Below are 12575 nucleotides of genomic sequence, written 5' to 3'. Positions count from 1 at the left end.
ATCAAGAGGGGAACCCTGCATGAGGGCCCCTAGTTAAGCTGCTTGCTCTTGAACTAACTTCTTCAATCGGTTGGTGGGGCGCAGATCGCTCAATTCCACAAACGAGCGCCAGTGAGGCTCAATGGCCGTTCTTTCCAACCGTGCGGAGGTTCTCTAGCAGTTCTAACAAATTCGCGCTTGCGTTTAGCTGCCAATCTTATGTGTTGAAATGCCAATTAGGAATTTTGACGTGCATAACTGCCGGGCAACCATCGCGGTGCAGTTCGGGGCACAGCGCTGGCCCAGAAGGCATTTTCCTGTATGTTAATCTGTGTCCTAGACCAATTGGAGAGGCCTCATGCGCATACTGCTGACAGCAATCATCTTGAGCTTATCCCTCCTACCTGCAACAGCGGCAGACTTCGAACTCATAGTGCATCAGGCTGGCGGCGGGGCTGGTGAATACTCGTCGCAAGCCTACTTTTTGAATCATAAGACTAAGAAGGTCTACAATTGTTCGGCCCTGTGGCAGCAGCCGTCGGGAAATTTGCAAGTGGGATGCGATAGATATGCACTGTTCGACACCAAAATTCCTGATGGATCAAACATAGCGACTTATACCGCTGGATTTAATTTTCCGTCCGGCGCTGGTGCGATATGGCAACTGGATCAGATTACAGGCGAAGTGCAGTATTGCCGGATGTACGCCCTTCAGGGGGAGCCGGTATGCAAAAAGGCCGACTTCAAAGATTGACGGCCAACCACCCCGTTTCAACGCAGCAGGCGTCACCCGAGGTTTTGCAATGATTGGTTCCGTCGATCTGGGTGGCGGCAGCGTTGCGTAGGGCGTCTTCGTCGGCGCTTTTTTCCCTCATTGATCGAAGCTCGATCGATCGCTGATCATGCGGCCACTCCTGCGGGGCGCTCTTACCCACATCGGACTCGAGGGGATGGCGCATCAGAGCCGCACAAGAGGAACAGAATATGGAAATTATCAAAACCGCTGCCGCCCTTGTGGCCATATCCATACTTTTAGGCTGCACCAGCACCAGCACATATAATCGGTGGTCCCGTGTGGAAGCCTATTTCATGAATCCGGCCCGGTCCTGCGCATCCGGCTATTATGATTGCGGCCTGCGCTCCAGCAACAGGGCGCGCGACGAGGGCTTGGCCAACGGGCGCTGATATTTGCGCGGGAGGGTCGAGGAAGTGATCGCCCGCGAACATTGGGGCAGCCAGTCTTCTTAGCTGGAACTAGGCCATGGGCGCGATAACTTCCTCATTTGTGGGGAAGTGCTTTTGGGCAACCCTGTGTACACAGGAAAACCACAAAGACTGCCTTGTGCCCAAGGGTGACTCACCTTCCCATTTGAAGCTCCGCAACCAACTCGGGGTTTTCATACGTGACAAACAGCCAGATAATCGAAGTTGCCAGTCAGGTGCTCGGCTTTGCTTCAGCGCTGATCCTGTACTGGGGCAGCTTCGGCGTGAAATGGGAAGAACGGACAATCAAGGGAACGTCGCCACGTGAACTGTCCATCGAGTTTTGGCAAAAGCATCTCGGCTGGATCGGTCTGCTCTTCGCTTTCATTGCGGTTGCCTGCCAGACATACCTGACGTTCAACCCCTAGTGGCTCGCGCGCGTCCGTTCGCTTAGCAACAGAGTCAGCCGTTCGACAATTTCGCGCGGCGGATCGGAGTGTCGTTCACCCTTCAAAAGCCGATCCAGCGTCGTTCTGTTGCAACCGCAGGCACGGGAAATCTCGGCCAGATTCAAGCCAAGCCGTCGCAACTTTCGCAAGCTGATCGTGGGATGCAGTGGCGACGTCATTTGGTCACTTCCTGCTGATGCAGTTTCATGATCCGCTCGCCCAGAGCAAAGGATGGATTGCGGATTGCGCCGGTTTCGAGGCGCCATAGCTGCTGCCGCGATGTGCAAAGGCGGCGGGCCATTTCGCCCTTGCTCAAGCCAGCCTGTTCGAGGCCTTCGAGCATCGCTTGAAACCGCTGTTGAATCTCGCCGTCGTAATCCGTGTGCCCCATGGCGGGAAAACTAACAGACTCGCCGGACGTGTCAAAACGTCGCGGGTTTGGGACGTTCCATCGCCACTGGACAGGCCTTCCTGACGGGCACATGTCACCGCTGAGCGCGATCCCGCGTGTGTGGCTTCCATCCTTCATGGGCCTTGAAAATCGTGCTATGAAGCCAAGGCTCGAAACCGAGAAAGGCGTCTTTCCCGCCCTTTCTCATCCAATGAAAATGGCCCGACAGGTTTGATCCTATCGGGCCATTTTTTTGTTTTCCCCCAGAACACTCCGGGAACGGGTTTTCTCAAACAAACGCCGCTGTTTGAGAATCAGAGCGAAAAACCCAATGATATCAATGCCGTTTTTCGGCTATAAGGACATGGTCCCGTTCCAGACATTGCTAGCCTGCGGTTACACGGTGCATGCCGTCTGCCCTGGCAAGAAGGCCGGCGAGACAGTTGCAACAGCTATTCATGATTTCGAAGGCGATCAGACCTATTCCGAAAAACGCGGCCATAACTTCGCCCTTAATGCGACATTCGCCGAAATTCGCGCCGAGGATTACGATGCTCTTGTTGTTCCGGGGGGCCGCGCGCCCGAATATCTTCGGCTCGATCCGAGCGTCATTAAGGCAGTTCGTCATTTCTTCGACGCGGACTAGCCAGTGGCGGCGATCTGCCATGGCGCCCAGCTCCTTGCCGCTGCTGGTGTGATCGAGGGGCGGACGTGCTCCACCTATCCGGCGTGCCGACCTGAAGTCGAGCTTGCCGGAGCAAAATTCGCGGAGATCGCCATCAGTGATGCCATAACTGACGGCAGGCTGGTGACCGCGCCGGCGTGGCCGGCTCATCCCGCCTGGCTGCAACAGTTCATGGCTGTGCTTAGTGCTTGACCGCTGTTAAACCTGGCGAAAGCACTTTGCGGAGTTTTGGGAGGCAGCATGTGTGAATTGTTCATCAAGGCCGACGCGCGCCTATGGGAAAGCGCGACACGGTCGCTGCGTATTGACAGCATGGTGACAAGCGTTCGGCTTGAGAACTTCTTCTGGTCCAAACTGGAGGAGATTGCCCGGCGTGACGGTATGAACGTCGTGCAGCTCATCACGCGGCTGCATCATGAGTCGATCGACGCCGGCCATGACCTCGGCAATTTCACGTCGTTTCTTCGCGTCTGCTGTGCACGGTATTTAGATTTGCAGCTTTCAGGTGACATACCCAGGGACCTGTCGCAGCCCATCGCTGGCCTTAATGCTCGAGCCATCCTCGGTCGCGAACGTGAGAAATACCACTGAGGATTGAAAAAGCCCCGGATTTGAGATCCGGGGCAATTTATAGATCGAGTGTTATTTATCCGCTTAGCTGCGGAACAGCGACAGGATGCTCTGGTTGCTCGAGTTGGCGATCGAGAGAGCCTGTACCCCGAGCTGCTGCTGAACCTGAAGGGCCGACAGACGAGCCGATTCCTTGTTCATGTCGGCATCGACGAGCTGGCCAACGCCGCGATCGATGGCGTCCATCAGGTTGTCCGTGAAGCTCTGCTGGGTGTTGATGCGGGTCTTGGCAGAACCGAGAGCAGCAGCAGCATCTTTCATTGTGCCGATTGCAGTTTCGACCGCCGAGGAAGTCGTCGCGCTGGTGAGAGCGGCTTCAAGGTCGAACGCGGCAACGGACATGGTCGTTACCCCGGTACCAGAAGTGTAGCCCGTAACGATGTTCTGTGCGGTGCCGCCGGTTGCCAGAAGATTGACGCCCTGGAAGGTTGCGCCTTTCGCCATTTCGACGATCTGGGCCTTAAACTGCGCGATATCGGCGTCGATGATCGTGCCGTCAGTACCCGGTGTTTCCTTGGCAACATACTTTGCCTGGATCTTCTGTGCGAGGTCTATGGCGCTGTTGAGCGCAGTGTATGCCGTGTCAACGATCGAAGCGCCAAGGCCAAGGCCGTCCTTCACAGCGGATAGAGCCGTGTTCTGCGTGCGCATGCCGGTCGCGATGGACCAGTAAGCGGCGTTGTCAGAGGCCTGAGCAACGCGCTGGCCGGTAGCGATACGGTCCTGGGTGGTTGCAAGGTTCTTGTTGGTCGAGTTGAGCGTCTGCAGCGCCGTCATTGCCGACGCATTGGTAAGGATGCTGGTCATGGAATTAGGTCCCTGATGAGATACAAAGAAGGGGACATACCGGGCTTTCACCGGTGTGACGGAGCGGCCTGATGCCTATTGTCACGAAGACAACCCGCCAAAAGCTGATCAGTACGTTTAAAGTATTACCGTTTTAATAACAAGGACCTATGCATTTTATCTAATATGAAGATTCTGGTGAGGCAAGGGCGATTTGCCGGCTAACAGCTCGATCATGTATAGGAGCGGATCAAGCTGCCAACGAGTATGTTCCACCCGTCGATCAGCACGAAAAACAGGATCTTGAACGGCAGGGAAAGGACCGTTGGCGGTAGCATCATCATGCCCATCGACATGGTCAAAGTTGCGACTATGAGGTCGATGACAAGGAATGGCAGGACGATCAGGAAGCCGATCTCAAAACCGCGCCGCAACTCGGAAATCATGAATGCCGGTATGAGGATGCGTAAATCGACGACGCCATCTGTTTTGGTGCGAAAGGATTCGTCGGCAAGGTCCTCGAATAGCCTGAGGTCCTTATCCCGCACCTGTCGCAGCATGAATTCGCGGAACGGCGTGGTGATTTCATTCATCGCCACGTCCTGCGTGATCTGGTTGTTGACGAGCGGTTGGACACCGTTCTGCCAGGCCCGATCGAAAACTGGGGCCATCACGTAGAATGTCATGAACAGGGCAAGGCTGATCATAACGAGGTTGGCCGGCGTCGTCTGCAGGCCAAGGCCGGCACGAAGGAGTGAAAATGCAATGGCAAACCGCGTAAAGCTCGTTACCATGATCAGGAGGCCCGGCGCGATCGAAAGAACCGTGAGCACCGCCAGCATCTGAATGATCTGACCGCTCGTAGAGGCGCTGCCGGGTGGCAAAAGGCCTTCGAGGATCGATGGCGATTGGGCCATGGCGGTTCCGCCGAGAACGAGGACCAGTAAGGGCGTCAGCAGGCGTTTTTTCATTCCATCACCAGCGCCCAGATATAGACTTTGTCGATCTTGCCCTCGGACCGCATCTTCGCGCGTTCTTCAAGGTCCGTGCGCAGGTATTCAAGACCGGCTGGACCGCGCAGTTGCATCAAATTGACCGTGCGCAGGAACGCCATGAAATCACCGGTGATCGTCGCCGCAAGCTCATCAGCTATCTTCTCGCCTGGCCGCGCCACGACGCCGGCCTCCATCCGCAGCCAAACGTTCTGCGGGATTTTTACATTGGTAAGAATAGGCTTCAGCGGCACCACTGTACCGGCCGGCATATCTTCCGGCTGGGGCTTACGGCTAACCTCCGCGGGAGTCTCGGCCGCCTCCTGCTTGGCAAGACCAAGTTTGCCGCCTAGGAACCAGCCGCCGCCGGCCGCAATGAGTGTAAGGATAACGACCACGGCGACGAGGGCTATCAATGATGGCCCCTTTGGTGCTAGTGCGGGTTCTTCGGCGACGGCGCTCATCGGCTTTGACCTTTAGAATGGTGCAACGGTGTCGAGGACCTGCTGGCCCCAGGGCGGCTGTTGCACCTCGCTCTGTCGTCCACGCCCACCATAGGAAATGCGCGCCTCTGCGATCTTGTCGTAGGAAATGGTATTGTAACCGGAGATGTCGCGCGGCCGAACGACGCCCGCGACGTTGAGAATACGCAACTCGTAATTAACACGGACTTCCTGCGACCCCTGGATCACTAGATTGCCATTCGGCAGGATATTGGTGACGATCGCGGCGACGCGCAGGTCGATCTTCTCGGAACGTTCGATCTTGCCCTCGCCTTTCGATCGCGTGTCGGAATTCAGGTCGAGATTGCCGCTGATGTCGCCGCCGGAGATTCCGCTGCCGCTGGCGTCGGCGGTTGCGCCATAGACTTGCGATGAGGCACGCGATCGATTGGACTTGTTGTCGAACTTTGCCTCCTCATCCAGTCTGATGATGACGGTGAGGACATCGCCCGGGTTGGCAGCGCGCGGGTCGCGGAAAAAGCCGGCCTGACGATCTTGCCAAAGTGAATATTGCTGTGGCTTTGGATGCGTCGGATAATAAGCGGGATCAGCGACATTGAAGGACTGCCCGACACCGGCGCCGACCGGCGACATTGCTGGCGCCCGGTTGAGATCGCGAAAATTGTCGGCGCAGCCGGCCAGGCCGACAGCTCCGGCCACGAGAATGAACGAGGCCGCTTTTTTCATTGCGCGGTTCTTTCTTTTTGTGAGACCACGCGCGATCCCACAATGACGCGCGCCAGCTTGGACGACTTCTCCGCCGGCATCTCATTGAGGATCACACTTGATACGCGCGGATTGAGCTTGAGTAGCAGCGCCGCTGCTGCTTCATCGCCAAGAAGCGCCATCTGTGCCGCAGCGGCGTCCGGTCGCATCTTGGAGATGATTCCAACGAGTGAATCCTGCGCCTTATCGATGAACTCATCGCGACGCTTCAACCAGACCTCATATTCCTGACGCTTGGCTTCGAGTTCCTGGATTCTGCTGTCGACATCGGCGCGCAGTTGCTGGAGTTCACGCGTCTGCATGGCATAGCGCGCATCGGCAGCCTTGTCGTTGATGTTGGTGCAGTAGCGATCGATCTCCTGCCCCGCATCATCTTTCGGCGTCATTTCTTGCGCAAATGGCCGGGTGGACGAAAACAAGGTCAGCGCCAGAGCAAGTGCCAAAACCGCCCGCTCGATTCCAACTGATTTCACTATGCCGCTGCCCACACTCATTGCACCACCAGTTCCGCATGCAGGGCACCTGCCGTCTTGATACCTTGAAGAATAGCAATGATGCCCTGCGGCTTCACGCCAATCTGGTTCAAACCTTTAACCAGGCTCTCAAGGTCGGTTCCGCCGAGAATGCCGATGTTGGACGTTTGTGATGCCTGGATATCCGTATTCGGCTCGACCGCGGTCACGCCGTCGCTGAACGGCTCCGGCTGAACCACCATGGGCGTTTCGGTTACCTGTACCGAAAGGCTGCCATGGCTGATGGCGACGCGCGAGATACGCACCTTTTCGCCGATAACCACGGTTCCAGTACGTTCATCGACGACGACCCGCGCGACCTCATCCGTCGGAACCGGCAGCCCTTCGATTTCAGCGAGGAAGCGCGTGGCGGAAATATCCTTCGGCTTGCGCAGTCGGATCGACTTCGAATCCCGTTCCTTGGCGACTGGTTGCTTGTAGCGCCGCTTGGCGAAGGCATTGATCGTATCGGTAATGCGCACGGCAGTCGTGAAGTCGGGTTCGCGCAATTCGACCACCAGTTCGTCCTGACCGAAATTGCCGGTGACTTCCCGTTCAACGAGGGCCCCGTTGGGAATGCGACCGCTGGTGGGCACGCCCTGCGTCAGGGTCGACGCCTCACCCGACGCGGCAAAACCTGAAACAACGAGATTACCCTGTGCAACCGCGTAGTTCTGCCCGTCGGCTGCCGCCAGGGCCGTCATGACAAGGGTGCCACCGGCCAGCGACGTTGCATCGCCGAGCGACGAAACCGTGACGTCGATACGCGAACCACGCCCGGCAAAGGGTGGAAGATTGGCGGTGATGATGACGGCGGCGATATTCTTGACGCGCGAAGCGCCCGGTGGTGGGCTGATACCAAGATTGTCGAGCATTGCACGCATCGACTGCTCGGTGAAAGGTGCATTGCGTAAGCTGTCGCCAGTGCCATTGAGTCCGATGACAAGGCCGTAACCGACGAGCTGGTTCTCGCGAACGCCTTGGATATTGGCGATATCCTTCAGGCGGGCGATCGCCCCGCCCTCCCCCAAGGGCGACGGCGAGCCGCCCCAGCGCTCGGCCTCGCTTTCAGCCCGGCGCCAGGCAGCCTCGGCTTCGGCCGGCGACTTATAGTCCTTCGCATTGGATTCGCCGGCATTGGCCCCGATCGATCCTGCGAGCATTATGGCGCAGATACAGACGAGAAGCCGCATCATCGCATTCCGACCTCGATCGTGCCGTCGGCGAGGACCGTGCCACTTACGATGATGCCACTATCGACATTGCGCACTTTGACAAAGTCCCCTGCATGGCCGGGTTCCATCGATACGCCCTTGGCGCGGATGACTAACGATCCAGTGTTGTATACAAGTTGAACGGCAACGCCGCGCTGGATCAGATCGGGTTCGTTGACTGCGGTCACGAGAATGGGCTGACCCGGCAGGAGCGTCCTCCGCGCCACCTTGCCGACGAGCTGATTGGTATGAAGGACGTAGTTTCCGGCGGCGCTTGCCTTGATCGAGAAGACCTTCTCCGAAAGGCCCTCATTGCCGATGGTTTGGCCGGGATAGATGATCTGCGACGGCACGATAAAGGCGATGCGTTCGGCCATGGCCGCGGAGGCAGGGACCATGACGCATAGCGCAAGAGCGATGCTGCCTGCGATTTTTCCGAACGTGCGTCCTGATACCTTCATGATTGTCCTCAGCCGCCGAGATTCTTCGAGACAACCGACGCCATTTCATCGGCAGCCTGGATGACCTTCGAGTTCATCTCATAGGCGCGCTGTGCGGTGATGAGGTCAGTGATTTCCTTGACGGGATCGACGTTCGAGCTTTCAAGATAGCCTTGCTTGAGGGTGCCGAATCCAGGGTCGCCTGGAACGCCGACAACCGCGTCGCCCGACGCGTCGGTCTGGCGGAAGAGATTGTCGCCCAGCGGCTCCAGTCCGGCTTCATTAGCGAAATTGGCGATCTGGAGTTGGCCGAGGTTCACCAGCTGGGTCTGGTCGGCCATTTTGGCAAAGACCTGCCCGGTCTCGGTGATCTTCACCTCGACTGCATCGGTAGGTACGACGATGTTCGGTTCGACGAGGTTGCCGTCGAGCGTGACCAGCTGACCGGTGTCGTTCGTGTTGAAAGCGCCAGCGCGACTGTAGAGCGTTTCACCGGCTGCGTTCTGGATCTGAAACCAGCCGCGCCCGACCATGGCGATGTCAAAGGGATTCCCCGTCTGGTTCAGCGCGCCCTGGATGTGCAGGTTGCGAACAGCAGATGTCTGGACGCCAAGGCCCACCATTGCGCCTTCCGGGACAACGCTCTGGTTGGAAGCGTTGGGCACACCTGCGCTTCGTTCCGCCTGATACAACAGATCCGAGAATTCAGCCTTTGCCCGCTTGTATCCCGTCGTATTGATATTGGCGATATTGTTGGCAATCACTTCCAAGTTCAACTGTTGAGCATTCATGCCGGTGGCAGCGATCGTGAGCGCTTTCATGGAGTTTCAAAAGTCCTTCCGGCCTTGTCGGCCAAATTCCGTTGATGGGCCTAGATCGGCATACGGCTGATTTCGAGATAGGCTTGGACGATCTTGTCGCGGATCGCGATCGCCGTTTGCAGAGACTGCTCCGCATCCATGACGGCGTTGACGACATCGCGGGTCGGCACGTCCCCGGTCATGCTTTTCATCGAGATCGCTTCCGCGTTCTCGAGTTTGCCGCTGACCGATCCGGCGAGATGGGAGAGGACGTTGTCAAAGGACGTCGCACCGGCCGCGGTAGCTGGCTGAACCTGGTGGGCGACGCGGGCTCCCTGGGTCATCGTCTCTGAGAGCTTTGAAAGTGCGTTGCGGCTGGAAACGCTGAGAAGTTGATCGATCATCAGGAATTCCTCAAGAGGTCGACGGTCATAGCAATGAGTTCGCGTGCTTGCTTGACCACCTGGAGATTGGCTTCATAGGAACGGTTTGCCTCGCGCATGTCCGCCATTTCCACGACCATGCTGACATTCGGATATTTGACGTAGCCCCGCGAGTCCGCGGCAGGGTGACTTGGGTCATACTCCTCGACGAATTCAGAGGTGTCCTTGCCGATCTCGGCAATGCGCACCGTCTCGACGCCTGTGTTGCGGTCGAGCTCGGTGGCAAATGACACGGTCTTGCGTCTATACGGGTCGCTTCCCGCCGTCTTGGCGGTCGACTGGGCGTTGGCAAGGTTCTCAGAAACGATGCGCAGCCGGGTCGATTGAGCGTTCAGACCGGAAGCGGCGACTTTCAGTGCTGCCTGTAACGGATCGGACATTGGCTCAGCCCTTTACCGACGACAGCATCATGCGATGGAACGCCTTCACGATGCTGGTGTTGAGCGCAAACTGCCGGTTGATCTCACCAGATTTGACCATTTCGCCCTCGAGGCTGACCGTATTCTTCGAATGGTTCTGCTCAGTCACAGCATCTTTGCGCAGCGTCGTGGCTGCGATGCCGGACGCATCGATTTCGAGGTGATTTGGATTGGTTGCAGCCATGGTCAAATGCGTCTGCTGCAAAACGTCCTTGAACGGTTCGACGTCCCGGGCCCTGAAACCGGGTGTATTGGCGCTAGCGACGTTTCCGGCGACCGCCGCCTGCCTCACCGAAAGCCACTCGGCCTGACGCGATGCCAGCTCGAACAGATGGATACCCTGCATGTCTTCCTCGCACGTCAGAAGCGCTTAATCTTTGCTTAACCTACGCGGCCAAACTTGCGTGAGACTTGCGGCATGAACAGTTTCGGAACTTATGTTGTTTGCCCGAGTCAGTTGGTTCGGGTGAGGACATCGCCATCCGAAGTCTTGATCGAAAAGCTTCCTGGATCGGTGCCGCGTTCGATTGCGACAAGTGTGCTTCCGTCCGGCAAGGGCGAGCCTTTCTCGACGAACCAGTAGCCACCCTCGTCCTCGATCATCACCAGCCCGCCGACAACCTCGCGAACCAGGAACACTGGCTTGCCCGGAAACGGTTGCTTGCTGGCTTCCTCAATACGCTGCAGCCGGTCTCCCGTCAGCTCCGCGGTCGTCGCCGTCGTCATCGGATCAACGCCCTCGCCAGTTCGCGCTTGTGGTGACGTTTGGTTGCCTTGGGTTTCCCTCACGACCTTCTGGTTGGTGCGGTTGAGGGGATCGCGCACAGCCTTTCCGGACGCCTGCGGCTGCGGCCGCGCATCGAGAAAGTCGTAGTACATCACGAAGGGAAGCACGGCGCAGATCATGGCCAGAACGATGCCGGCACCTTTCAGGTACCCGTCGAGCCTTTTGTCGCGCATGCGCACGGGAGCCGTTTCGGCCGTCTCGGCCTTGCCGGATGCAGGGCGTTTCGTCTCGCGTGGCGTCATGATGGTTCCTTCGGTCTGAGCGCCGCGGCGAGGTCGCTATAGGGATCATTTGACAGCGGCGAGGCCGGTGTCTGCTGCATCGCATTGTAGATGAGCGGAACAAGCGTCACGGCCTGGTCGATATGTGGATCGTTTCCGGTCTGGTAGGCGCCGATCATCCGCAAATCGCGCGTTTCCTCGAACCTCGAAATCAGACCGCGCAGGCTGGTTGCCAGCTTTGCCTGTTCCGGTGTCCAGTTGTGCTGCGCAAGGCGGGATATCGAGCTCAATATGTCGACTGCAGGAAAGCGTCCTTGCGCAGCGATGGCGCGGTCGAGCACGATATGCCCATCCAAGGTACCGCGGATGGCGTCGGCAACCGGGTCATTGTGGTCGTCACCATCGACGAGGACTGCATAAATTCCCGTAATGCTTCCGTGGCCAGTACCCCCTGGCCCGGCGCGTTCGAGCAAGCGCGGCAGCTGACTGAAAACGCTTGGCGGATAGCCGCGTGAAACCGGCGGCTCGCCGGCCGCAATGGCGATTTCGCGCGCAGCATGGGCAAAGCGCGTGATGGAGTCGACGATCAAAAGGACGTTGTTGCCGCGATCGCGAAAGTATTCTGCAATTGCTGTGGCGGTGTTCGGAGCGAGACGTCGCATCATAGGGCTTTCGTCGCCCGTTGCCACGACTGCAATCGTCTTGTCGAGCTTACCGGCCATTGTGTCTTCAAGCATGTCGCGCACTTCGCGGCCGCGTTCGCCAGTGAGTGCCAAGACGACGGTGTCGAAGTCAGCGGCCTTGGTCATCATTGCCAACAGCGTCGATTTTCCGACGCCCGAACCTGCAAAGACACCCATGCGCTGTCCGAAACAGATCGGGACGAAAACGTCTACGACGCTAACCCCGCACCGCAGCGCTCTCTCCACCCGGCCTCGGTTCATCGCCAATGGTGCCGCGCGATCGACCGACATGGACTCGGTTCCCGCCGCAAGGAGCCCCTTGTCGTCAAGTGGCTCCCCAAGCGCGTTGATAACCCTGCCCTTCCAGCTTTCGGTTGGAGATATGCGAAGCGGGCCTTCGGGAAATACGGGCGTTCCGAGCGGCGGCATGATGCGGTCGTCGAACGGCTTGATCAGAACACGCTTCTGTTCGAGGCGCACGACCTCCGCCGGGTATAGTCCGCCGTTAGCCCGCACCATTACCATGTCGCCGAGTTGGGTTTTATCCGAAATACCACGCACACCGATCGCGGAACGAGATACGTCCTCGACATAACCGCCCGTTGCAAAAGCGCGTTCGCACGCTGCCTGTGAAACGAGGCGCGCCAGCGCGTCGAGACTGCCCTTTCGCTCGGTAATGGTTTGCAGTGCGGTTTCGAGAGCGTGCATCGGC

19 protein-coding genes and 1 pseudogene are annotated in these 12575 nt (G+C 58.0%); 5 read left to right on the top strand and 15 right to left on the bottom strand.

The window, feature by feature from the left end:
- Positions 1-337 precede the first annotated feature (337 nt).
- The 3 genes from AAAB35_RS15290 to AAAB35_RS15280 all read left to right on the top strand — a co-directional run bounded on the left by AAAB35_RS15290 (position 338) and on the right by AAAB35_RS15280 (position 1610).
- Positions 338-733, top strand: coding sequence for a hypothetical protein (locus AAAB35_RS15290; protein ID WP_340669135.1), 396 nt, complete (start codon positions 338-340; stop codon positions 731-733).
- 230 nt (positions 734-963) lie between these two features.
- Entirely contained in the window at positions 964-1164 is a 201-nt protein-coding gene (locus AAAB35_RS15285; protein ID WP_340669134.1) for a hypothetical protein, read from the top strand.
- A 218-nt stretch (positions 1165-1382) separates the two neighbouring features.
- Complete coding sequence (locus AAAB35_RS15280; protein ID WP_340669133.1) at positions 1383-1610, top strand: hypothetical protein; 228 nt, start codon at positions 1383-1385, stop codon at positions 1608-1610.
- Here the strand turns inward: AAAB35_RS15280 and AAAB35_RS15275 are convergent.
- Positions 1607-1810: a hypothetical protein gene (locus AAAB35_RS15275; protein ID WP_340669132.1), complete on the bottom strand. Its 204-nt coding sequence runs from the start codon at positions 1808-1810 to the stop codon at positions 1607-1609. The two genes, AAAB35_RS15280 and AAAB35_RS15275, sit on opposite strands and share 4 nt — an antisense overlap.
- The gene (locus AAAB35_RS15270) at positions 1807-2160 is read right to left on the bottom strand and encodes a helix-turn-helix transcriptional regulator (protein ID WP_340669131.1); all 354 of its coding nucleotides are present in this window, start codon (positions 2158-2160) and stop codon (positions 1807-1809) included. The genes AAAB35_RS15275 and AAAB35_RS15270 overlap by 4 nt, the downstream gene beginning before the upstream one ends.
- A gap of 193 nt (positions 2161-2353) precedes the next feature.
- On the opposite strand from AAAB35_RS15270, the pseudogene AAAB35_RS15265 reads away from it, so the two are divergent.
- Positions 2354-2899, top strand: a pseudogene (locus AAAB35_RS15265) (DJ-1/PfpI family protein).
- Positions 2900-2947: 48 nt separating this feature from the next.
- On the top strand, positions 2948-3298 hold the full coding sequence (locus AAAB35_RS15260; RefSeq protein WP_340669130.1) for a ribbon-helix-helix domain-containing protein: 351 nt from the start codon (positions 2948-2950) through the stop codon (positions 3296-3298).
- A gap of 63 nt (positions 3299-3361) precedes the next feature.
- On the opposite strand, the gene AAAB35_RS15255 is transcribed toward AAAB35_RS15260, so the two are convergent.
- The 13 genes from AAAB35_RS15255 to fliI all read right to left on the bottom strand — a co-directional run bounded on the left by AAAB35_RS15255 (position 3362) and on the right by fliI (position 12571).
- Positions 3362-4144, bottom strand: coding sequence for a flagellin (locus AAAB35_RS15255; protein WP_340669129.1), 783 nt, complete (start codon positions 4142-4144; stop codon positions 3362-3364).
- Positions 4145-4356: 212 nt separating this feature from the next.
- Positions 4357-5094: a flagellar type III secretion system pore protein FliP gene (gene fliP, locus AAAB35_RS15250; protein ID WP_340669128.1), complete on the bottom strand. Its 738-nt coding sequence runs from the start codon at positions 5092-5094 to the stop codon at positions 4357-4359.
- Complete coding sequence (locus AAAB35_RS15245; protein ID WP_340669127.1) at positions 5091-5579, bottom strand: flagellar basal body-associated FliL family protein; 489 nt, start codon at positions 5577-5579, stop codon at positions 5091-5093. The genes fliP and AAAB35_RS15245 overlap by 4 nt, the downstream gene beginning before the upstream one ends.
- Positions 5580-5591: 12 nt before the next feature.
- On the bottom strand, positions 5592-6305 hold the full coding sequence (gene flgH, locus AAAB35_RS15240; protein ID WP_340669126.1) for a flagellar basal body L-ring protein FlgH: 714 nt from the start codon (positions 6303-6305) through the stop codon (positions 5592-5594).
- A complete protein-coding gene (locus tag AAAB35_RS15235; protein WP_340669139.1) occupies positions 6302-6730 on the bottom strand; it encodes a MotE family protein in 429 nt (142 codons plus the stop codon). Before AAAB35_RS15235 ends, flgH begins: the two co-directional genes overlap by 4 nt.
- Before the next feature lie 104 nt (positions 6731-6834).
- A complete protein-coding gene (locus AAAB35_RS15230) occupies positions 6835-8019 on the bottom strand; it encodes a flagellar basal body P-ring protein FlgI (protein ID WP_340669138.1) in 1185 nt (394 codons plus the stop codon).
- A gap of 29 nt (positions 8020-8048) precedes the next feature.
- Entirely contained in the window at positions 8049-8468 is a 420-nt protein-coding gene (gene flgA / locus AAAB35_RS15225) for a flagellar basal body P-ring formation chaperone FlgA (protein WP_340669137.1), read from the bottom strand.
- A 71-nt stretch (positions 8469-8539) separates the two neighbouring features.
- Complete coding sequence (gene flgG, locus AAAB35_RS15220; RefSeq protein ID WP_340669125.1) at positions 8540-9331, bottom strand: flagellar basal-body rod protein FlgG; 792 nt, start codon at positions 9329-9331, stop codon at positions 8540-8542.
- Between the two features lie 50 nt (positions 9332-9381).
- Entirely contained in the window at positions 9382-9714 is a 333-nt protein-coding gene (locus AAAB35_RS15215; protein WP_340669124.1) for a flagellar hook-basal body complex protein FliE, read from the bottom strand.
- A complete protein-coding gene (gene flgC, locus AAAB35_RS15210) occupies positions 9714-10133 on the bottom strand; it encodes a flagellar basal body rod protein FlgC (RefSeq protein ID WP_340669123.1) in 420 nt (139 codons plus the stop codon). Before flgC ends, AAAB35_RS15215 begins: the two co-directional genes overlap by 1 nt.
- Positions 10134-10137: 4 nt before the next feature.
- Positions 10138-10518, bottom strand: a complete 381-nt coding sequence (flgB, locus tag AAAB35_RS15205; protein ID WP_340669122.1) for a flagellar basal body rod protein FlgB — start codon at positions 10516-10518, stop codon at positions 10138-10140.
- Positions 10519-10625: 107 nt separating this feature from the next.
- On the bottom strand, positions 10626-11201 hold the full coding sequence (locus tag AAAB35_RS15200; protein ID WP_340669121.1) for a hypothetical protein: 576 nt from the start codon (positions 11199-11201) through the stop codon (positions 10626-10628).
- Positions 11198-12571, bottom strand: coding sequence for a flagellar protein export ATPase FliI (gene fliI, locus AAAB35_RS15195; protein ID WP_340669120.1), 1374 nt, complete (start codon positions 12569-12571; stop codon positions 11198-11200). The genes AAAB35_RS15200 and fliI overlap by 4 nt, the downstream gene beginning before the upstream one ends.
- Positions 12572-12575: the final 4 nt, after the last annotated feature.

The sequence above is a fragment of the Phyllobacterium sp. genome (assembly GCF_037994425.1).
Lineage (GTDB): Bacteria > Pseudomonadota > Alphaproteobacteria > Rhizobiales > Rhizobiaceae > Phyllobacterium.
This window is presented reverse-complemented; position numbering and strand designations above follow the sequence as displayed.